Raw genomic sequence first — 21050 nt, forward strand, 5'->3', positions numbered from 1 at the left:
AGGGGGTTCACAGGGTTTTCATGAATTCGATCAGCGCACGCTTGTCGTCGTCCGACAGCGTCGTGCCGTACAGGTGACCGCTGTTGTGGTTGCCTTCCAGACGCGTGTCGTAGGTGAAGTCAGCCGAGGCCTTGGCCTGGGCGCCGCTGGTGACGAAGCCGACGTTGACCGGGTCGTAGACATCGGAGCCGGTGATGAACACCTGCGGACGTTTTTCCGGCGGTTGCAGCAAGTCCCACAAGGTCGGTACCGAACCGTTGTGCAGGTACGGTGCGCGCAACCAGATGCCGTCGGTGGGCGTGTTGCTGTAGCTCTGGGTCTTGCGGTAGGCGCCGAAATCGAACGGCGGTTTCTTGAAGGTGTGGAACGCTGCCACCAGCCCGGTGGTGAACGAGTTCAGCCGGTGCGGATCGGTGCCGAGCTGATCGATGTTGGTGGTCACCTGCCCGGTGTCGGTACGCCCGAAATCATGACAACTGGCGCAATTGGTTGCCCAGATCGGTTTGCCCTGGGCGACTTTGGCCTGATTCAGTGCCCATGGCCACGCTGGCGCCTTGTGCCCGAGCAGCCAGTTGGTCACCCGGTTGAAACTCGGCGGCAGCACCGATTCCGGCGTCGCGCCCACGGCCATCGCAGCCGCGTAGTTGCGCTCGTGGATCTTGTTGTTATTGCCGTCCCAGTGCAGGTACATCGATTCCCGGGGTTTCTGGTTCCACACTTGCGGCAGGTCGACGGTGCCGATGGTCGAGTCATCCGGGAAGCCGAACACCACCATTTTCGTCGGGTTGAAGGTGTCGGTGCGCCCCGGTCCCTGTTGCGGGCGCAGCTTCTGCCAGGCGTAGGCCTGCTTCTGTTTGAGCAGCGCGGTCTTGGCCATCGGGATGATCAGGTAGCGGTTGTAGAGCTTCTCGAAAAAGCCCAGCTGGAACTTGCTGTTGATCGCCGCCATCACCGCGTCGGTGGTGAATTTCGGATCGCTGGCGCAATCGTAGGCGAACCACTGGAAGGCCTGCAGTTGCAGGGTGTTGGCCGGTGCACTCGGCACGTTGACTGCGACGTCGCTGGCATTCGCCCGGTAGGAGCCGGTGTGGCACAGCGCGCAGTTCGGCTCGACGGTCGGGTAGCCGAGCTGTCGTTTGGCCATGCCGATCGGCAGGTCCTTGCCGTTCTCGAACAGGAAACCGAAGACTTCCCAGCCACCGGGTTTCGGCAGTTTTTCCGGGCACATCTGCGGCAGCACGGAGAACAGGTAATACGGAATTCGCGCTTCGATACCGAGACCGATGGCGGCGTATTTATAGTGATCTTCGTCGGAGGCGTAATCCTGCTCCGGCACCACGCGCAGCATCTGATACCAGGTCTGGTAACCGATGAACGCCAGCAGCGCCACCACGACCAGCGTGCCGACCTTGAACGCGTGACTCTGCCACTGCCGCGCCCATGCCGCGCGCCATTCGCGCCAGCCGTCACAGAGCAGCGCCAGCGGCCGGTTTTCAGGGGTGGTGCCGAGGTACAGCAGGATGCCGAGGATCAGGAAGAAACTCAGGTCGCCCATCAGCATCGGCACGAACACCGAGCCCTGGCTGCTGGTGTTGATCAGGTAGATCCAGAACGCCACGGCGATCAGCCGAGTCAGCACGCACAGCCAGGAATGCACCACGTAGCGCGGCGCGTTGAAGCCCGAAGGCATGTAGAACACGCTGATGCCCACCAGCAGCATCCCGGCGTTTTCCAGCCACGGGTCGGAGAGTTGCGGCGGCAGGCCGACCACCGATGTCAGCAACCCCGGCGCGAACAGCGCCGGGATCGCGAACACCATGTTCATCGCAATGCCGAGCCAGATGAAGCGTTGAAACCAGCGGATGTAGCTGTCCATATCAGTTCCCCAGATCGTTCCCCCGTCGAAGCGTCGAACCGTCCGCGAGGGAATGCATCTCGTGACGCTCCGCGTCACAAAAGCGGACGCAGAGCGTCCATGGCGGCGTTCCCACGCAGAGCGTGGGAACGATCGACACGATCGGGGCTATCCGAGGGCTGTTTTCTCCAGGTGTTCAAGGATGATCGGATACACATCGACCACCGCGTTCTTGCCGAACATGCAATCGATATGGCCGTAACCCGGCACCACATGCCGGCTGTAACGCTCCGGCCCGTACTTCTCACAAACCCGCTGATAGGTCTTGAGCGTGCTCTCCGGCAAATAACACTGGTTGTCGGCGCCGCTGATGAAGCAGATCGGCATGGTCAGCCGATCAAAGTGCGGCATGTACACGTCGCGCCCTTTGAAATCCACCAGATGCCCTTTGCGCACGATCAGCGCCAGGTGCTCGAAGGTCTCGATGTTCGACTCGCCGAACAGCTCGTGCAGGTTGTCGTGCAGGGTTTCGTTGAGGGTGTCGTGGCGATACAGCGAGGCGTACATGAAGGTGATGCGGTGACACACCGGGTTGGTGCAGTAGCCCTGGGCTTCGATCCGCGCGTAGCCGTTGAGCGCCTTGTCGTAGAGCCGGTTGAACCAGTTCTCCTTGCTGTCGGCATAGGCGGTCATCGACTTGATGCCGATCGCATCGAGCATCCCCGGCAAGTGCAGACCGGCCTTCAGCCCCGTTGCCGTCGCGACCACCGTGTCGGCGGCAATCTGCGAACAGACCACCGATCGCACGCCCTGCAAACCGGCGAGCAATGACATGAAGAAGGTCGTGGCGCCGTAGCAATGCACCACGCACTGCACGTCCCTGGCTCTGGTTTCCTGCTGGATCTGTGCGATGGCGGCCTTGAAGTCGTACTGGGCGATCTGGTCGCCGTTCCATTCCTTCTTGCTTGCCGGCAGCAGGATGCTCACCCGGAAATCCAGCAGCCACACGTCGTAGTCGTGCTTGCACAGAAACTCCAGCAGGTTGGTCTGGATCGTATCGGTCGAGAAGATATTCGAGCCCACACCCAGACCATGCACCAGCATCACCGGGCCTTTGCTGCCAGCCTGATAGCGGGTCAGGCGCAACTGCACGCCGTCTTCAGTAGGGAAGAAATGCACGGCCGGCGTCGGTGCATCCAGTGGCCGTTTCAGCCGTGGCGGCGCGTCGGGATTGAAGTATTTGTCACCGGCAAACACCCCGCCATAACTCTCCCAGAGAATCCCGGCGAAGAACTTGCCGAACCGCGCCAGCCCTTCGATGCGCTCACGCTCGTTGCGCGCATTGAGGACTTTCATGGTGGTCATCTGCTTGGCGAAATCGGTCGGTTTGATGTGCATCACACCCGAACCGATGACTTCGCCGGATTTGTCCGGCCCGCGATACAGCGTGACGTAGAGGGTGCTGGTGTCGTGCCAGATATTCAGCACGCCGTTGTCTTCCGGCACGGTCTTGAAGGCGCTGAAGAAGTAGTCGTTCCCGTCCTCGGCGGTCAGTTTCATGTCGTACTTCATGTGGCGCGTATCGACCTGCTGCTCGAACTGCTCGAACAGGTTGAACACGCCGTTGCTGGCGGTCAGCGGTTCCGGCGACAGCGCCGGGGCGATCACCGTGCCGACGATGGTCGCGGCGTGTTCCGGCTCCTTGATCATGCGGTTGAGGTCGTTGGCGGTGATGGTCAGGGTGAAGTCGATCGGCGAGTTGTCCGCCTCGCCACGTTTGGCGGCAGCTTCATAGACTTTGAGGTCGGTACTCTGCGCGGCGGTGAAAGCGCGAGAGAAGTAGCCCTTCATGGTTTCGGTGAACTGCACGCCAAGAGTCGGCGGCGCGGTCTGTTTGCGCGGCGCCGACGGCAGCGTGTAGTCGATCGTCCAGCCACGGTCGGCGGCCAGCAGGCCCATGTTGCGCTCGCTCACGGCGGAGATGGTCAGGAGCGGGTTGACTGCCAGTGACGTCGGGATCACCGCGCCGTCGGTCACGTAAAGGTTGGCGTAGACATCGGTGCCACTGGCGCCGCTGAACACCTGGCCCTTGTGGTTGACCACGCCTTGCGCGGCGTCTTCGCCCATCACGCAACCGCCCAGCGGATGCACCGAGACGATGCTGTGCTTGAGCAGCTTGGTCCAGATCGGATTCTCGACCCAGATCCCGCCCAGGGCCTTGGTGCTCTGGTACAGCCGCTCGTTGCCGATCTTGAAGTTTTCCTGCTCGCCGACGCCCGGCCAGTCGATGCGCAGTTGATCCTTGCTGTCGAGGACCATGCGTCCCTGGCCGCTATCGTGGCTCATGATCAGGTAGGTCTGCAGGTTGTGCAGCGCGCCGTGATACGGGCCACGCAGGAAGCTTTCGGCTTCGCGCTCCTTGTACTTCACCTTGCCGCTGAAGCTGTCGTCGGTGGGCTTGCCGATCATCTCGGCGAACCCGGCCATTGCCGGCACCATCGGCCGGCCAAGGGCGCCCGGGATCGAACCTTCCTCGATGACCATGCGACTGCTGCGGTCACCCTCGGTGCGCATGTCGATGATCGAGGTGATGCACGGGCCGACCGGTTGCATTTCCTTGGCCGAGTGCGCGCCGAAGCCGATGCCGTTGATGGTCTGCTCGCAGTTGTGACCGAAGCCGAGGATGTCGCCGTTGCCGCTCATGTTCTCGCCGAGCTGCCCGGACATCACCAGGCCTTTGTCCCGCGAGCGCAGCAAAATCTCGGTGGAACCGAGGGTGCCGGCAGAAACCACGACAATGTCGGCCTTCACGAACAAGGTCGGCGCGTCGAATTTCTCGCGGCCGCTGTCGAGGTACTGGAAGTGCACGATCCAGCCATTGCCGTCGCGCTCCAGATGCCGCACCTGGGCCTGGCAGAAAATCTCCGCGCCATGATTGGTGGCGTCCGGCAGGTAGTTCATCAGCGTGGTGTTCTTGGCCTTGTTGTTACAGCCCGAAACGCAGTCGCCGCAGTGGTTGCACGGCAGTTGCTCGACGCCGACGTGGTTGAGGTTGTTGGGCAGTTTGTCGAAGGTCACGTTGATCGGCGGCTTGTAGAAGTGCGCGCCTTGCTTGAGGAAATCTGCGGATTTTTTGTTGGCATCAAGCTTCGGCAGGTTCGGCGAGGTGCTCGGGTAGGGATTGGGCTTGAGCATCTCCCGGGCCTTGGCGTAACCCTCCTTGAGCAAGCCGTCGTGGTCCTCACGTACCACCAGTGGCCAGCGCGGATCCTGGAAAACATCGGCGGTCGGTTCCAGCGAGACGTTGGCATTGATCAGCGACGTGCCGCCGAGGCCGCAACCGACCACCACGTTCTGCTGCGCGTTGACGTGCAGGTCGAACAACCCGGTGCGCGAGCCGATGTGGCCGTCCGGATCGTGTACCTGCAACTCCTCGGTCGCGGCGATCATGGTGTTGGGGTATTCGCCGGGCTGGATCTCCCGACCGCGTTCCAGCAGACAGACCTTTTTACCGGCCCGGGACAGGCGCGACGCGGCAATGCCGCCGCCGTACCCGGAGCCGATGACGATCACGTCGTAGTGTTCCTTGATTTCGCTGATGGGCGTTGCGATCCGTGTCATGAGGTGGTTCCTCTCTCAGGCAGATGGGGCAACTCTGCGGTTGCCTGCAATCAATGGGCGAACGGGCACCTGGCCTCCGGGGAATCCCGACGGCAGTACAACGGTTTGGGCAGGAATCAGGCGCTACAGGCGGGCGTGCTGATTGGCGGCACGACGCAACGTGCGCTTTCGCGGCGAAGCTGCCGGTCGAGCGCGGAGCGTGCAGGGACTGAGGGGTAAGCGGTGTGGCTGGGTATCCATCACGCGTTCTCCCTGAACCAGATGTGGATAAGTGAAGGCTGTCCTTGTGCCATTGCAGTGAAGACAGGCACCGGATCGAAGTCAAGGCAGCCTCTTAGAACTGTATGAAATCTGATCAATTGCCTTTTGGACTAAGCCCGCCGGGGGTTGCAGGGTTTGGCGAACAAGTTATCCACATAGACACCCACAGCTAATGGGGACAACTGTGGATGATCTGGAAAAATAATCGGGATTTTGTGAAGAAAATTCGTGACTTATCCAGAAGCGGGGTTTCCATTGGCGATTGATTGTTTTTTGATCAACCGTCTACATGTCAAGGATTACGTGGCTTGTAGAGGATGGCGAACACCTTATCCACAGAAGCGCCAACAGAGTTCGGGGGTAACTTGTCGGGTGCTGTGGAAAAGCGCTGGAGGCGTTGATAAATAGGGGTTTGCGTGGGGATTGGCGGGTTAAAAGACTGAATTGAGCGTTTTTTGATCAGATCTTTGTAAGCCACGGTTTATATGGCTTGCAGCGTACAGCGAACATCTTATCCACAGAAGCGCCAACAGAGATTGGGGGCAAGTCTGGGAGTTAAGCTGGGGAAAAACTCAGAAAAAACCGCGAGTTAGGCTGGTTGTTTTTTGATCTGGGGGCTGAAGGGCTTGATTGGCGTGGGGTGTAGGGAGGGGCGAACACGTTATCCACAGATCCGCCAACAGAGATTGGGGGTAATTAGCAGATTGTGGAGGACCGCTGCCCTCACCCCAGCCCTCTCCCGAAGGGAGAGGGAGCCTACGGTGGTGATCTCGCGGGATACATCGACCTGAGCGTTTACCGCGACCTCAGGCTTAATCAAGCTAACGCCATATCAAGTGGTTAATGCTTGGCGAACCAAGGTCACCGCTCTGGTCGCAGGTCGATGTAAATGGCCTATACACCTCGGTCAGTCCCCTCTCCCTCTGGGAGAGGGCTAGGGTGAGGGGGCTTCTAGCGGACAACCCCCTCTTCAATCAACAACTTCAAAATCGCTTCCGCCCCGGCCTCAGCAGTCACACCCTTGAGCACTTGCCCACCACCGCCGCTAGCCTTGGCCGTCGCCGCCTTCATCCGGTCGGCCCCGCTCTTGGCCTTGATCACCTTCAACCGTTTCGGCCGGGGCTTGGCCGGTTGCAAGGTCGCCACCGACAGCAGTTCGTCATCCACCACTTCCACGTCCTCAGGCTGGAGAACACCACGTCGCGCCGGGCCGTAAGCACTCTGCCGAGGCTTGGGCGCAGCGTTATCCACAGTCGCCAGAAACGGCAGGCGCACCTTCAGCCGGCGCCGCTGCCCACGGGGCAACGCTTGCAGCACCAGCGCAGAACCGTCGTTGATCGATTCGACCTGGGCCAAACCAACGACCAATGGCCAGCCCAGCCCTTCGGCCAGCAGGAACGGCAGCATCCCCGAGCCTTCGCCGGTTTCCGCCTGGCTGCCGGTCAACACGACTTGTGCACCGGCATCACGCAGATACTCGGTCAACGCCGGCAGCGCATCGGCGCCCGCCGGTTGTTCCAGCACATGCATCTGCGCAAGTCCCATGCCCAGATAGGCGCGCAGCGCCGGTTCCGCGATGTCGCCGGCGTGCAGCACTTGCAGGTTATCCCCTGCCAGTTGCAGGCCGAGTTCCACCGCGCGTGCGTCCTGATCGGCGCGGCGCGGGCGGCCGGAGGTCGGGTGGGCGCCGATTGAAACCAGACTGATGATCTTTGTGCTCATAACCGTTCCTTAAGCCGCATCGCGCTTGGCTTCGTTGCGGTAAGCCTCTACCGCCGCGATCAAGGCCTGAAGAATTTCCGCGCTTTCGCCGATCACCGACAGGTCGGCACGCTTGATCATGTCGCAACCCGGATCAAGGTTGATCGCCACTACCTTGTCGCAGGCACCGATGCCTTGCAGGTGCTGGATCGCCCCGGAAATCCCCACGGCCACGTAAACCCGCGCGGTGACCCAGGTGCCGGACGCGCCGACCTGACGGTCGCGGGCCATGAAGCCATCGTCCACCGCCACCCGCGAAGCGCCTTCGGTAGCGCCGAGGGCGGCGGCCGTCCTGTGGAAAAGCTCCCAGTCCTTGACTCCGTTACCGCCGGAAAAGATGAACTCCGCTTCGGCCATCGGAATGGCCGCCGGATCCACCGCCACCGCACCCAGATCCTCGATCCGCGACAGGCTGCGTGCGACGGGTGTGGATAACTCAACCGGCAGCGCTTCGTGACGGGTTTCGCTGACCGGTTCTGCACATTCGGCGGACGCCAGAATCAAACGCGCCACCGGGCGGGCCAGATCCTGTAACCCCGCACCGGCGCGGCCGATGCACTCCTGATCCTTGACCTGCCAGACCCGTGTGGCCGGGCGCTCACCCAGTGCAGCGGCAAAGCGCCGACCGAGTTCGCCGCCACCGCTGCGACTGTCCGGCAGCAGCCAGTGACGCGGGTTGAACTGGTTATCCACAGCCCGCAGGCCCTGGATCCGTTGTTCCGGTGCATAACCGCTGAATTCTTCGCCTTCCAGCACCAGCAAGCGGTCAACGCCTGCGGTGGCGAAAGCGTTTTCCTTGTGCTCGCCGAACACCACGGCCAGTACCGCGCCGTCGCTGCCGGCCAGTTGATGGGCCAGGCCGAGCAAATCACGGTCGTGGCTGCTCAAGCGGCCGCCGACCATGTCCGGCACCACGCTGATGTAGAACGCCGGGGCCGGCACCTGATGCAGCGGCAATTGCACTTCGACCGCGGCCGAACGTTTGACCGCCCCGCCCTGTTGAGCGCCGCTGCGGTCGATGCGCTTGATGCCGTTAGGGCCGATGAAACCGATGCCGTGCGGATTCTTGCGGATGATCCCATTGGGCCCCATCCAGCTGTGTTGCGCCGGTTGCATGGCCGCGTGCAGCGGGTGCAGGCGGTTGCGTGCGATCCATTCGGCGCGGGGGTCGCGGCGGATAATGTCGCTCATCAGTGGGCCTCCGCAGGTTCACGTTTGGCCGGGGTGGCAGGCTTGTTCGGCGCGGCGTCTTCGAGCAGCGCGTCGGCCACCAGTTCGGCGATGTCCTTGATCAGCGGACGCGGTTCGACCACGCCTTCGAGCATCGCCGTGCACTGTGGACAACCCACGGCCACCAGCTCGGCGCCGGTCTCGCGGATGTCTTCCATGCGCATGTCGGGGATCCGCTGCTTGCCCGGAATGTCGGTGATCGGCGCCCCGCCACCGCCGCCGCAGCAGCGCGAACGGAAGCCGGAACGTTGCATTTCCTTGATCTCGATGCCGAGGGCGCGCAGCACTTCGCGCGGCGCCTCGTACTCGCCGTTGTAGCGGCCGAGGTAGCACGGGTCGTGATAGGTCACGCTGTTGCCTTTGTGCTGACCGAGGTTCAGCGCGCCGGCCTGGATGATTTCCGCCAGATAAGTGCTGTGGTGCTGCACGAGGTAGTTGCCATCGAACGCGCCGTACTCGTTTTTCAGCACATGGAAGCTGTGCGGATCGCAGGTGACGATGCGGTTGAAGCTGTATTTGGCCAGGGTCTGGATATTGCGTTTGGCGAGCAACTGGAAGGTCGCTTCGTCACCCAGACGTCGGGCCACGTCGCCGCTGTCGCGCTCTTCCAGACCGAGCACCGCGAAGTCGACCTTGGCCGCTTTCAGCACTTTGACGAACGCACGCAAGGTGCGCTGGTTGCGCATGTCGAAGGCTCCATCGCCGACCCAGAACAGCACGTCGGTGGACTTCTTCTCGCTGAGCAGGTTGAGGTTCAGGTCCGCCGCCCAGTTCATCCGTCCGCCCGGGGCGAAACCGCCGGGGTTGTCGGTGGCAATCAGGTTTTCCAGGACTTCGGCGCCCTTGTTCGGGGTCGCGCCTTTTTCCAGAGTCAGGTGGCGGCGCATGTCGACGATGGCATCGACGTGCTCGATCATCATCGGGCATTCCTCGACGCAGGCGCGGCAGGTGGTGCACGACCACAAGGTTTCGGCGTCGACCAGACCGTTGACGATCGGTTGATGTGGATTGCCGCCGTGTTCGCCCACCGGTTTGCCCGGATACGGGCTGCCGGCGAACTTGGCATCGGTGCCGCCGGCGAGGCCGACGACCATGTCCTGAATCAGCTTTTTCGGGTTCAACGGCTGGCCGGCGGCGAACGCCGGGCACGCGGCTTCGCACTTGCCGCACTGCACGCAGGCGTCGAAACCGAGCAACTGGTTCCAGGTGAAATCCTTGGGTTTCTCCACGCCCAGTGGCGCGGTCGGATCGTTCAGGTCCAGCGGTTTCAAACCGGTGGAACGACCGCCACCAAAACGTTCGGCGCGACGGTGCCAGGCCAGGTGCAGGGCCCCGGCGAAGGCGTGTTTCATCGGGCCGCCCCAGGTCATGCCGAAGAACAGTTCCGACACGCCCCACAACACACCGATGCCGAGAATCGCCGCCAGCACCCAGCCGCCGAAGTTCTCCGGCAGGATCCCGGCCACCGGCAAGGTCACCAGGAAGAACGAGGCCGAGAACGCCAGCAGGCTTTTCGGCAGGCGCATCCACGGGCCTTTCGACAGCCGCGACGGCGGGTTGAGCCGACGCCGATAAACGAAGATCGCCCCGACGAACATCACCGCCGTCATAAGCAGCAACGCGTAGCCGAGGATCCGGTTATGCAAACCGAAACCGTGCACCAGAATCGCCAGCACGATCGACGCCACCGCACCGCCCGCCGTGGCGACGTGGGTGTTGGCGATGTATTTGTCCCGCGCCACCACGTGGTGCAGATCGACCATGTAACGCTTGGGCATGGCGAACAGGCCGCCGATCAGATCGACCTTCGAGGCCCGGCCCCGGCGCCACATGGCCACCCGCCGCAACGCCCCCAGCACCGCAAGGGCCAGGGCTGCGAACAACAGGATTGGAAGAAGGGTGTTCAACATCAGAGTCACCTCTGGCGAGGTGCAAGCTACAAGCTACAAGCTGCAAGAAAGAGCAGTGGAAACTGCAGTGTTTTTACTTGCGGCTTGCAGCTTGGGCTCGCAGCTGAGCCGTCAAAAATCCTTACAGAGCCGGAGTGCGTCGTAGATGGCGGCGTGGGTATTACGCTGCGCCACGCAGTCACCGATGCGGAACAGCAGGTAACCGTCGCCATTGCTGCTCAGCGAAGGTTGCGGCTGGATCGCGAACAGCGCCTCGACATCGATCTGGCCCTTGTTGCGCGAGCCGTCCTTGAGGGCGTAGTAGATTTCTTCGTCCGGGCGCACGCCGTTCTCGACGACCACCTGATCCACCACCCGCTCCTCTTTGGCGCCGGTGTATTCGTTCTCCAGCACGGCAACGAGCTTGTCGCCTTCGCGGTAGACCTTCTCCAGCATCATGTCGCCGGTCATGATCACTTCTTTCGGGTACATGCTGCGGTAGTAGGTCGGGAACGACGTACCGCCGATGGCCACGCCCGGCTTGATGTCGTCGGTGACGATCTCGACCTGGCTGCCCTTGTCGGCGAGGAAGTCGGCCACCGACATCCCGGTGAACTCGCAAATGGTGTCGTAGACCAGCACGTTCTTGCCCGGCGCGACCTTGCCGTCGAGCACGTCCCAGCTGCTGACCACCAGCCCTTCGGCGGCGCCCCAGTGTTCGTTCTGCTCCAGGTACGGATGCCCGCCAACGGCCAGCACCACGATGTCCGGACGCAGGTCCATGATGGTGTCGGCATCTGCGGCAGTGCCCAGGCGCAGGTCGACTTTCAGCCGCGCCAGTTCCAGCTGGAACCAGCGGGTGATGCCGGCGATCTGGTCACGCTGCGGCGCTTTCGAGGCCGTAGTGATCTGGCCGCCGATGAATTCCTTCTTCTCGAACAGGGTCACGTCGTGGCCACGTTCGGCTGCCACGCGGGCCGCTTCCATCCCCGCCGGACCGGCACCGACGATCACCACCTTGCGTTTCGGCCCGGTGGATTTCTCGATGATGTGCGGCACGCCCATGTATTCACGGGAAGTCGCAGCATTCTGGATGCACAGCACGTCCAGACCTTGATACTGACGGTCGATGCAGTAGTTGGCGCCGACGCACTGCTTGATCTGGTCGATCTGGCCCATCTTGATCTTGGCGATCAGGTGCGGGTCGGCGATGTGGGCGCGGGTCATACCGACCATGTCGACGTAACCGCCCTCAAGAATCCGCGTGGCCTGGTTCGGGTCCTTGATGTTCTGCGCGTGCAGCACCGGAACCTTGACCACTTCCTTGATCCCGGCCGCCAGGTGCAGGAACGGCTCCGGTGGATAACTCATGTTCGGAATCACGTTGGCCAGGGTGTTGTGGGTGTCACAACCCGAGCCGACGACGCCGATGAAATCGAGCATGCCGGTGTCGTCGTAATATTTGGCGATCTGCTTCATGTCTTCGTGGGACAGACCGTCCGGGTGGAACTCGTCACCGCAGATACGCATGCCGACGCAGAAGTCGTCACCGACCTCGGCGCGAACGGCTTTCAGGACTTCCAGACCGAACTTCATCCGACCCTCGAAAGTGCCGCCCCATTCGTCGGTACGCTTGTTGACGCGAGGGCTCCAGAACTGGTCGATCATGTGCTGGTGCACGGCCGACAGTTCGACGCCGTCCAGGCCACCGGCCTTGGCGCGGCGAGCCGCTTGCGCGTAGTTGCCGATCACCCGCCAGATTTCTTCCGGCTCGATGGTCTTGCAGGTGGCGCGGTGCACCGGTTCGCGGATACCCGACGGCGACATCAGGGTCGGCCAGTGGAAACCGTCCCAACGGGAGCGACGGCCCATGTGGGTAATCTGGATCATGATCTTGGCGCCATGCTTGTGCATGGCGTCGGCGAGATTCTGGAAGTGCGGGATGATCCGGTCGGTGGACAGGTTCACCGAACTCCACCATTGCTGCGGGCTGTCGATCGCCACCACGGACGAACCGCCACAGATCGCCAGGCCGATGCCGCCCTTGGCTTTCTCTTCGTAATATTTGACGTACCGCTCGGTGGTCATGCCGCCGTCGGTCGCGTAGACCTCGGCGTGCGCGGTGCTGAGCACGCGGTTGCGGATGGTCAGTTTGCCGATCTGGATCGGCTGGAACATTGCTTCGAAAGCCATGGCGGGTTCCTCGACTTACAACGGCTTGACGGTGAACAGGCCGTCGTCGTGGCCTTCTTCGGAGCCACCGTAGACCTGCTCGGCCACGGTGCGGATCTTGCTTCCGCGAGCGGCGAGGATCTGGTCCATGGCACCGGCAAACCAGCCGGTGAACATGTAGTCGACCTTGCGCCCGACCTTGCCGTAGACGTAGACGAACGCCGAGTGTTCGAGCTTGACGCTGGCGGTGCCTTTGTCGAGGTCGATGTCCTGGATCTTGAACAGACCCCAGCCGCGCTGCGACAGGCGCTTCATGTAGTGCTCGAACACCGCGACGCCTTCCAGGCCGTGGCACTCGGCTTCTTTTTCACACCAGTGCCAGGCGGATTTGTAGCCGGCCTTGTAGAGGATTTCGGCATAGGCGTCAGCGCCCAGCACTTCCTCGATGCCCATGTGGTTGTTGACGAAAAAATGCCGTGGCACGTACAGCATCGGCAGGGCGTCGGAGGTCCAGACACCGGTCTCGCTGTCGACTTCGATTGGCAATTGCGGGGCGATCTTGGCCATGGAAACTTAACTCCAGAAAAATTTTGGTGTTGCCCCCGGCGCGGACGGCCGAGGGAAAGTATTCGGGAAGCGGCGGCTTATTCGCCCCAGACGTCCTTGAGGACGTTGACCCAGTTTTCGCCCATGATCTTGCGTACCACGCGCTCGGAGTGGCCGCGCTTGAGCAGGGTTTCGGTCAGGTTCGGGAACTCGCCGACGGTGCGGATGCCCAGCGGGTTGATGATCTTGCCGAAGTTGGTCAGACGGCGGGCGTAGCCCTTGTCGTGGGTCAGGTATTCGAAGAAGTCCTGACCGTGACCCTGGGTGAAGTCGGTGCCGATGCCGATGGCGTCTTCGCCGACGATGTTCATGGTGTATTCGATGGCTTCGGCGTAGTCGTCGATGGTCGAATCGATGCCCTTGGCCAGGAACGGCGCGAACATGGTCACGCCGACGAAACCGCCGTGGTCAGCAATAAACTTGAGCTCTTCATCGGACTTGTTGCGCGGGTGCTCTTTCAGCCCCGACGGCAGACAGTGGGAATAGCAGACCGGTTTTTTCGATTCGAGGATGACTTCCTCGGAGGTCTTGGAGCCGACGTGGGACAGGTCGCACATGACGCCGACACGGTTCATCTCGGCGACGATTTCGCGACCGAAACCCGACAGGCCGCCGTCACGTTCGTAGCAACCGGTGCCCACCAGGTTCTGGGTGTTGTAGCACATCTGCACGATGCCGACGCCGAGCTGCTTGAACACCTCGACATAGCCGATCTGGTCTTCGAACGCATGGGCGTTCTGGAAGCCGAAGAGGATGCCGGTCTTGCCCTGCTCCTTGGCCTTGCGGATGTCGGCGGTGGTGCGGACGGGGATCACCAGGTCGCTGTTTTCGCGAATCAGTTTCTGGCTGGCAGCGATGTTATTGACCGTGGCCTGAAAGCCCTCCCACACCGACACGGTGCAGTTGGCCGCCGTCAGACCGCCCTTGCGCATGTCTTCGAACAGCTCGCGGTTCCATTTGGCAATGATCAGACCGTCGATAACGATGCTGTCGGCGTGTAATTCGGCTGGGCTCATCAGGCGTCCCCTTATTGGCGATTCATGCGCCGAATCGTCTGCCGGCGCTTTGGGGCCAGCATATGCCTCGGTGCGCGACCAGCCGGGTGCAAAAACGACAGGGGAATTGCCGAAAGCGTCAATCCGCGACAAAGGGTCGCCAACCGGTCCGACCGGCCACCTGTTCAAGCCCGCGAGCTTGAGCCAGAATCTGCCGCATCCCGGAAACACCACTGGATTAGAGCGGCGACATCAATGAAATCGATCTTCCTGGCCCTGGCCCTGATTGCGACCGGCGTACACGCCGCCGAAGAGTCCGACAACAACCCGTGCGACGCGGTGGAAAACGACATCCAGACCCTGGAATGCTCGACCTACAGCCGCACCACCGCCGAAGACCTGCTCAAGGACAACTACGCCAGCCTGAACGAGCGCATGCAAACGGCCTACGGCAAGAACCCGGCACAACTGGCCGACATCACCGCCAAACTCAAGGCCGCCCAGCAACAATGGCTGAAAACCCGCGACGCCGACTGCGCCGTTGAAGCCTTCCCGGCGACGGACGGCAGCAAGGCGTTCAAGATTGCGCAGAATGACTGCGTGGCGCGTATGAGTGACGAGCGGTCGGAGTTTTTGGAGTCGATAGGACAGGAGTGAGGGCTTGAGCTGTAAGCTGCACCTCTTCAGCCAATCAAGGGATTCACATGAACATCTGCGGTATCGAAATCAAAGGCAGTGAAGCGATCATCGCCGTGGCGTCCCTCGACGGTTCGGTGTTGAGCCATGTCGCGCTGAGCACCAAGAAAATCGCCCTGGACGATGACGACGAGGCGGCCAACGTGAAGCTGTTCGCGGCTCAGTTGGCGTCGTTCGTGCGCGAGAACTCCATTGATCGCATCGCGATCAAGAAACGCAGCAAGAAGGGCGAGTTTGCCGGTGGGCCGACCACGTTCAAGATCGAGGGCGTGTTTCAGTTGCTGGACGGTTGCGAGGTGACGCTGCTGTCGCCGCAGACGATCAATGCCCAGGCCAAAAAGCACAATTTCGAGCTGCCGGGCACGCTGAACAAGTATCAGCATGAAGCCTACAAGGCAGCGTGCTCGGCATTGGTGAAGAAGTAACTAGCGCGTTTTACGCGCACTCAGCCAGTCACCGAAGGATTTGTCTTCCAGCGCATAGCCACCGCGGCTCGACTTCCACACCAGCTCCTTGTCACGCAGGGCATCGATGCAGGCCTGAATGGTCTGGGTGCCCGGCACCACGTCGCTGCCCATGTTTTCCAGTGCCTTGCCGACTGCCATGAGTGTGCTGTCAGTGAACGGTGCAAAAGGCTCGTTGTTCTGTGAGCGCTCCACCATCACCTCCAGCACGGCGCGCTGAGGGATGGTCAGAGCGTTCCAGGCGCTTTCGAACTCGGTCCACACGCCTGCGCGCAACAATTCGGCACGGCTTTGCAGCAACTGCCCCAGATTGCTGGCCTCGCCCAGTTCCAGCGCGACTTCGCCGATGATGGTGCGCAACATTTCCGGGCGCCGCCCCACCAACTCAAAGGCGTCGTCGATATCAGCCGCACTGAACTGGTTGGTCTCGGCCAGATGGGCGTTGAGGTGCAAGGTGTACGCTTGGGTGAACTCTTTTCCCAGCAGCGGAAAGGGCGTGATGCTCGAGCCGAAAAACGGTTGGCTCTTGCCCAGCACCAGATGGGCGAGTTTGTCGCGATTGGAACCGGTGAACACCAGATGCAAACCGCTGCCCTCGCCTTCACGTCCCTGGTTGAGCTGATCCCGCGCAGCCTTCAGGGCAAACATCGCGTTGATGCCCGCGGCGGTGGTGAGCGCGTGCTGAGCCTCATCGATCACCAGCACTACGGATTTTTCGGCGGCACTGTGGAGCAGTTCCAGCGCTTGAGTCAGGGTCGCGCCCGAAGGCAGTTGCGGCTTGGTGAAATCCCAGGACAAGGTGCGCAGAAAGCTGAGTTTTTCGATGCCGATATTCTTCGCCAGTTTGCGGATGCCCTTTTCAAAGGGGACCAACGCGCCTGCAATGGCACTGGCAATCAAGTCAGCAGGGTCTTTTTCCTTGTCGGCCCACAGGTCGACGTAAACCGTCAACCAGCCTCGGGCCTGGCATTCCGGGATCAGGTCCTCGCGCAGGAAGGTGCTTTTGCCTGTGCGACGCGGCGCTGCCAAAAAAAGGCCGGAGGTGAAATCCTGCAGACCTGCACCCACCAGACCATCGGCAACGCTGCGGGCCAGAGCGGGGCGGCGGAAAACGAAGCCGTTGTTTCGGGACATGGTTTTACACTCAATTATTCAAACGACTGTAATTTATACCTGAAAGTATAATTAACTATAATCGTCCGTCAAACGGCCTCCCGTCGCCGATCCTCCCGCGGACACCGGGCAAACTTCGCCCTGTAGCTGCGGGTGAAATACGACGGTGATTCAAACCCGCAGGCGATGCTGACTTCCAGCACGCTCATGTCGGTCTGGCGCAACAGCTGTCGGGCCTTTTCCAGTCTCAAGCGCAGATAGAAATTGCTCGGCGTGTCGTTCAGGTGCAGGCGAAACAGGCGCTCCAGTTGCCGACGCGTCACCTTGATCGATTCCGCCAGCTCCAGCGTGGTCAGCGGTGGTTCGCTGTGCTGCTCCATCTCGCCGATCACATGCACCAGCTTCTTGTTGCTGATGCCGTAACGCGTGGCGACCTCCATACGCTGGTGGTCCTTGCGCGGACGAATCCGCCCCAATACAAACTGCTCGCTGACCTGGATCGCCAGTTGCGGGCCGTGGGCCTGGGCGATCAGGTCGAGCATCAGGTCGATGGACGCGGTACCGCCGGCAGACGTGATGCGCCGACGGTCGATCTCGAACAGCTCCTGGGTGACGCTGAGCTGTGGATAAGATTCCTTGAAGGCGTCGATGGCTTCCCAGTGCAGGGTCAGGCGATGACCATCGAGCAGGCCCGCCTCGGCAAGGACGAAGCTGCCGGTATCGATGGCGCCGAGGGTCACGCCTTCGTTGTCCAGCCGTCGCAGCCAGTGCTCCAGCGCCGGTGTGGCGAATTTCAACGGTTCGAAACCGGCGACCACCAGCAACGTCGCCCCTTTTTTCAGCGGCTCCAGCGCCGCATCCGCGTTGACCGACATTCCATTACTCGCCAGCACCGCCCCGCCATCGGCGCTCAAGACGTGCCAGCGGTACAGCTCGCCGCGAAAGCGGTTGGCCACTCGCAGCGGTTCGATCGCAGAGATGAAACCGATGGCGGAAAAACCCGGCATCAATAGAAAGTAGAAATCCTGGGACATGGCGCGCACTCGATTCGCGGGTAGCGTGCAACGTTGATACGCCAGTTGTCGGTGGCATTCAAGAGCACAGGTCGCTGCAGTGCAAGAGCTGGTCGCCGCAGTGCGCTTTCAAGGGCGTACAGCTGCGTAATTTGAGCATCACCGGCACGACAGATGCCGGAACCCACAATAACGACCTGCCGAGGAACCCGACATGAAACGACTGATCAGCAGCTGTGTTCTCGCACTCAGCGGTACCGCGTTTTTAAGCGCCAGTGTCATGGCGGCCGATTCCGCATCGTGTCAGAACGTGCGCATGGGCGTGGTGAACTGGACCGACGTGATCGCCACCAGTGCGATGGCCCAGGTTCTGCTCGACGGCCTCGGCTACAGCACCAAACAGACCAGCGCCTCTCAGCAAATCGTCTTCGCCGGCATCCGCGACCAGCGTCTGGATCTGTTCCTCGGCTACTGGAACCCGCTGATGACCCAGACCATCACCCCGTTCGTCGACGCCAACCAGGTCAAGGTGCTCGAAGCGCCAAGCCTCAAGGACGCCCGCGCCACCCTCGCCGTGCCGACCTACCTGGCGGACAAGGGCCTGAAAACCTTCGCCGACATCGCCAAGTTCGAGAAAGAGCTGGGCGGCAAGATCTACGGCATCGAGCCAGGCTCGGGCGCCAACACCCAGATCAAGGCGATGATCGCCAAGAACCAGTTCGGCCTCGGCAAGTTCCAGCTCGTGGAATCCAGCGAGGCCGGCATGCTCGCCGCCGTCGATCGCGCCGTGCGCCGCAAGGAAGCCGTGGTGTTCTTCGGCTGGGCGCCGCACCCGATGAACGTCAACGTGCAGATGACCTACCTGACCGGCAGCGACGACGCCCTCGGCCCGAACGAAGGCATGGCCACCGTGTGGACCGTGACCGCGCCGAAATACGCCGAACAATGCCCGAACGTCAGCCGCCTGCTGAGCAACCTGACGTTCACCGCCGAAGACGAGAGCCGGATGATGCAGCCGCTGCTCGATCACAAGGACGCTTTCGAATCGGCCAAACAATGGCTCAAGGATCACCCGCAGGACAAACAGCGCTGGCTCGAAGGCGTTACCACTTTCGATGGCAAACCGGCGGCTGAAAACCTCCAGCTCACCAGCAAATAAACCGCAACGAACGAACCACTTCGCAGCCCGCCACGGGCTGCGAACAGACCCATCACGCCTGAAGGAAAACGCACCATGAACCACGACGTCATCATCACCTGCGCACTCACCGGTGCTGGCGACACGACCGCCAAGAGCCCTCACGTGCCGGTCACCCCGAAACAGATCGCCGCAGCCGCGGTGGAAGCGGCCAAGGCCGGCGCCACGGTCGTGCACTGCCACGTCCGTGACCCGCAGACCGGAAAGTTCAGCCGCGACGTGGCGCTGTACCGCGAAGTCATGGAGCGCATCCGCGAAGCCGACGTCGACATCATCGTCAACCTCACTGCCGGTATGGGCGGCGATCTGGAAATCGGCCCGGGCGAGAACCCGATGGAGTTCGGCCCGAACACCGATCTGGTTGGCCCGCTGACCCGTCTGGCCCACGTTGAAGAACTGCTGCCGGAAATCTGCACGCTGGATTGCGGCACCCTGAACTTCGGCGACGGCGACACCATTTATGTCTCCACCCCGGCCCAGCTGCGGGCTGGCGCCAAGCGCATCACCGAGCTGGGCGTGAAGGCGGAGCTGGAGATTTTCGACACCGGCCACCTGTGGTTCGCCAAACAGATGATCAAGGAAGGCCTGCTCGATAACCCGCTGTTCCAGCTGTGCCTGGGCATCCCGTGGGGCGCGCCGGCCGACACCACCACCATGAAAGCCATGGTCGACAACCTGCCCGCCGACGCGGTGTGGGCCGGCTTCGGCATCGGCCGGATGCAGATGCCGATGGCCGCGCAAGCGGTGCTGCTTGGCGGCAACGTGCGGGTCGGCCTGGAAGACAACCTGTGGCTGGACAAAGGCGTGCTGGCGACCAACGGCCAACTGGTCGAACGCGCCACTGAAATTCTCAGCCGCCTCGGTGCCCGCGTGCTGACCCCGGCTGAAGGTCGCAAGAAGATGGGCCTGACCCAGCGCGGCTGAAATCACCCTTTCCCCCGGTGGGCGGGCCATTGACGCCCACCGTTTTTTTGCCTCATTCCAGGAAGTGACCATGAGCTTTATCACCGAAATCAAAACCTTCGCAGCACTGGGCAGCGGCGTCATCGGCAGCGGCTGGGTCGCCCGCGCCCTCGCCCACGGCCTCGACGTGGTGGCCTGGGACCCGGCGCCGGGTGCCGAAGCGGCGCTGCGCAAACGCGTGGCCAACGCCTGGGGCGCACTGGAGAAAAACGGCCTGGCGCCGGGCGCGTCGCAGGATCGCCTGCGCTTTGTCGCGACCATTGAAGAATGCGTGCGCGATGCGGACTTCATCCAGGAAAGCGCCCCGGAACGCCTCGAACTGAAACTGGAGCTGCACAGCAAAATCAGCGCGGCGGCCAAGCCGAATGCATTGATCGGTTCCAGTACTTCGGGCCTGCTGCCGAGCGAATTCTACGAGAGCTCGACCCACCCGGAACGCTGCGTGGTCGGTCACCCGTTCAACCCGGTTTACCTGCTGCCGCTGGTGGAAGTGGTCGGCGGCAAGAACACCGCGCCGGAAGCGGTTCAAGCGGCGATGAAAGTCTACGAATCCCTCGGCATGCGCCCGCTGCATGTGCGCAAGGAAGTGCCGGGCTTCATCGCCGACCGCCTGCTCGAAGCGCTGTGGCGCGAGGCGCTGCACCTGGTCAACGACGGGGTGGCGACCACCGGTGAAATCGATGATGCGATCCGCTTTGGCGCGGGGCTGCGCTGGTCGTTCATGGGCACGTTCTTGACCTACACCCTGGCCGGTGGCGATGCCGGTATGCGCCACTTCATGTCGCAGTTCGGCCCGGCGTTGCAGTTGCCGTGGACGTACCTGCCGGCACCGGAACTGACCGACAAGTTGATCGACGATGTGGTGGATGGCACCAGCGATCAACTGGGTCGGCACAGTATTTCGGCGCTGGAGCGCTATCGTGATGATTGCTTGCTGGCGGTGCTTGAGGCGGTGAAGACCACCAAAGAAAAGCATGGAATGAGTTTCAGCGAGTGATGTGTCTGGCTTGAGACCGCTGCCCTCACCCTAACCCTCCCGAAACGTCGGACCGCCCAAGGGGAGAGGGGACTGACCGCGGTGAATGTACGAGCTACGCCGATCTGAAAATCCCAAGTCGAACTCAGCTCTCGAAAAGCTTGAAGATCGGCTCCCTTTCCCTCTCTCCCTGAGGGAGAGGGCTGGGGTGAGGGGGTAGCTTTTGATCTTGAACAC

The 21050-nt window shown here is 61.9% G+C and carries 15 protein-coding genes; 5 read left to right on the top strand and 10 right to left on the bottom strand.

Annotated features, from left to right (window positions below):
- Window positions 1-7: 7 nt before the first annotated feature.
- The 8 genes from CAF74_RS13145 to CAF74_RS13180 form a co-directional block, all read right to left on the bottom strand.
- Window positions 8-1876: a hypothetical protein gene (locus CAF74_RS13145; protein WP_085746639.1), complete on the bottom strand. Its 1869-nt coding sequence runs from the start codon at window positions 1874-1876 to the stop codon at window positions 8-10.
- Window positions 1877-2023: 147 nt separating this feature from the next.
- Window positions 2024-5476, bottom strand: coding sequence for a GMC family oxidoreductase N-terminal domain-containing protein (locus tag CAF74_RS13150; RefSeq protein ID WP_085746640.1), 3453 nt, complete (start codon window positions 5474-5476; stop codon window positions 2024-2026).
- A gap of 1212 nt (window positions 5477-6688) precedes the next feature.
- Entirely contained in the window at window positions 6689-7459 is a 771-nt protein-coding gene (locus CAF74_RS13155) for an electron transfer flavoprotein subunit beta (RefSeq protein ID WP_085746641.1), read from the bottom strand.
- 9 nt (window positions 7460-7468) lie between these two features.
- Window positions 7469-8689 (bottom strand): electron transfer flavoprotein subunit alpha/FixB family protein, encoded by a 1221-nt coding sequence (locus CAF74_RS13160; RefSeq protein ID WP_085746642.1) that lies wholly within the window; start codon window positions 8687-8689, stop codon window positions 7469-7471.
- Window positions 8689-10638, bottom strand: coding sequence for a dimethylglycine demethylation protein DgcB (gene dgcB, locus CAF74_RS13165; protein ID WP_039768006.1), 1950 nt, complete (start codon window positions 10636-10638; stop codon window positions 8689-8691). The genes CAF74_RS13160 and dgcB overlap by 1 nt, the downstream gene beginning before the upstream one ends.
- A 111-nt stretch (window positions 10639-10749) precedes the next feature.
- The gene (gene dgcA / locus CAF74_RS13170) at window positions 10750-12810 is read right to left on the bottom strand and encodes a dimethylglycine demethylation protein DgcA (protein ID WP_007959780.1); all 2061 of its coding nucleotides are present in this window, start codon (window positions 12808-12810) and stop codon (window positions 10750-10752) included.
- 15 nt (window positions 12811-12825) lie between these two features.
- The gene (locus CAF74_RS13175; RefSeq protein ID WP_007926354.1) at window positions 12826-13356 is read right to left on the bottom strand and encodes a DUF5943 domain-containing protein; all 531 of its coding nucleotides are present in this window, start codon (window positions 13354-13356) and stop codon (window positions 12826-12828) included.
- 77 nt (window positions 13357-13433) lie between these two features.
- A complete protein-coding gene (locus CAF74_RS13180) occupies window positions 13434-14411 on the bottom strand; it encodes a dipeptidase (RefSeq protein ID WP_007959776.1) in 978 nt (325 codons plus the stop codon).
- A gap of 234 nt (window positions 14412-14645) precedes the next feature.
- Between CAF74_RS13180 and CAF74_RS13185 the strand changes: the two genes are divergently transcribed.
- Window positions 14646-15047 (top strand): lysozyme inhibitor LprI family protein, encoded by a 402-nt coding sequence (locus tag CAF74_RS13185; protein WP_039768003.1) that lies wholly within the window; start codon window positions 14646-14648, stop codon window positions 15045-15047.
- A gap of 47 nt (window positions 15048-15094) precedes the next feature.
- On the top strand, window positions 15095-15511 hold the full coding sequence (locus CAF74_RS13190; RefSeq protein ID WP_085746643.1) for a DUF3010 family protein: 417 nt from the start codon (window positions 15095-15097) through the stop codon (window positions 15509-15511).
- On the opposite strand, the gene CAF74_RS13195 is transcribed toward CAF74_RS13190, so the two are convergent.
- Both CAF74_RS13195 and CAF74_RS13200 read right to left on the bottom strand, forming a co-directional pair.
- Window positions 15512-16684 (bottom strand): hypothetical protein, encoded by a 1173-nt coding sequence (locus tag CAF74_RS13195; protein ID WP_085746644.1) that lies wholly within the window; start codon window positions 16682-16684, stop codon window positions 15512-15514.
- 68 nt (window positions 16685-16752) lie between these two features.
- Window positions 16753-17697, bottom strand: coding sequence for a GlxA family transcriptional regulator (locus tag CAF74_RS13200; RefSeq protein WP_011336294.1), 945 nt, complete (start codon window positions 17695-17697; stop codon window positions 16753-16755).
- Window positions 17698-17890: 193 nt separating this feature from the next.
- On the opposite strand from CAF74_RS13200, the gene choX reads away from it, so the two are divergent.
- From choX to CAF74_RS13215, 3 genes are all read left to right on the top strand, one after another.
- Entirely contained in the window at window positions 17891-18835 is a 945-nt protein-coding gene (gene choX, locus CAF74_RS13205) for a choline ABC transporter substrate-binding protein (protein ID WP_007959767.1), read from the top strand.
- A gap of 75 nt (window positions 18836-18910) precedes the next feature.
- The gene (locus CAF74_RS13210; protein ID WP_064380223.1) at window positions 18911-19798 is read left to right on the top strand and encodes a 3-keto-5-aminohexanoate cleavage protein; all 888 of its coding nucleotides are present in this window, start codon (window positions 18911-18913) and stop codon (window positions 19796-19798) included.
- Between the two features lie 70 nt (window positions 19799-19868).
- Window positions 19869-20834 (top strand): L-carnitine dehydrogenase, encoded by a 966-nt coding sequence (locus tag CAF74_RS13215; RefSeq protein WP_007959763.1) that lies wholly within the window; start codon window positions 19869-19871, stop codon window positions 20832-20834.
- Window positions 20835-21050 lie beyond the last annotated feature (216 nt).

This window comes from Pseudomonas sp. R45(2017), from assembly GCF_002112305.1.
GTDB classification, from domain to species: Bacteria; Pseudomonadota; Gammaproteobacteria; order Pseudomonadales; family Pseudomonadaceae; genus Aquipseudomonas; species Aquipseudomonas paraglycinae.

Bases quoted from the DNA above. Each gene is read 5' to 3' on its own strand.
- CAF74_RS13145 (WP_085746639.1), bottom strand. From the start codon at position 1,876: ATGGACAGCTACATCCGCTGGTTTCAACGCTTCATCTGGCTCGGCATT.
- CAF74_RS13150 (WP_085746640.1), bottom strand. From the start codon at position 5,476: ATGACACGGATCGCAACGCCCATCAGCGAAATCAAGGAACACTACGAC.
- CAF74_RS13155 (WP_085746641.1), bottom strand. From the start codon at position 7,459: ATGAGCACAAAGATCATCAGTCTGGTTTCAATCGGCGCCCACCCGACC.
- CAF74_RS13160 (WP_085746642.1), bottom strand. From the start codon at position 8,689: ATGAGCGACATTATCCGCCGCGACCCCCGCGCCGAATGGATCGCACGC.
- dgcB (WP_039768006.1), bottom strand. From the start codon at position 10,638: ATGTTGAACACCCTTCTTCCAATCCTGTTGTTCGCAGCCCTGGCCCTT.
- dgcA (WP_007959780.1), bottom strand. From the start codon at position 12,810: ATGGCTTTCGAAGCAATGTTCCAGCCGATCCAGATCGGCAAACTGACC.
- CAF74_RS13175 (WP_007926354.1), bottom strand. From the start codon at position 13,356: ATGGCCAAGATCGCCCCGCAATTGCCAATCGAAGTCGACAGCGAGACC.
- CAF74_RS13180 (WP_007959776.1), bottom strand. From the start codon at position 14,411: ATGAGCCCAGCCGAATTACACGCCGACAGCATCGTTATCGACGGTCTG.
- CAF74_RS13185 (WP_039768003.1), top strand. From the start codon at position 14,646: ATGAAATCGATCTTCCTGGCCCTGGCCCTGATTGCGACCGGCGTACAC.
- CAF74_RS13190 (WP_085746643.1), top strand. From the start codon at position 15,095: ATGAACATCTGCGGTATCGAAATCAAAGGCAGTGAAGCGATCATCGCC.
- CAF74_RS13195 (WP_085746644.1), bottom strand. From the start codon at position 16,684: ATGTCCCGAAACAACGGCTTCGTTTTCCGCCGCCCCGCTCTGGCCCGC.
- CAF74_RS13200 (WP_011336294.1), bottom strand. From the start codon at position 17,697: ATGTCCCAGGATTTCTACTTTCTATTGATGCCGGGTTTTTCCGCCATC.
- choX (WP_007959767.1), top strand. From the start codon at position 17,891: ATGAAACGACTGATCAGCAGCTGTGTTCTCGCACTCAGCGGTACCGCG.
- CAF74_RS13210 (WP_064380223.1), top strand. From the start codon at position 18,911: ATGAACCACGACGTCATCATCACCTGCGCACTCACCGGTGCTGGCGAC.
- CAF74_RS13215 (WP_007959763.1), top strand. From the start codon at position 19,869: ATGAGCTTTATCACCGAAATCAAAACCTTCGCAGCACTGGGCAGCGGC.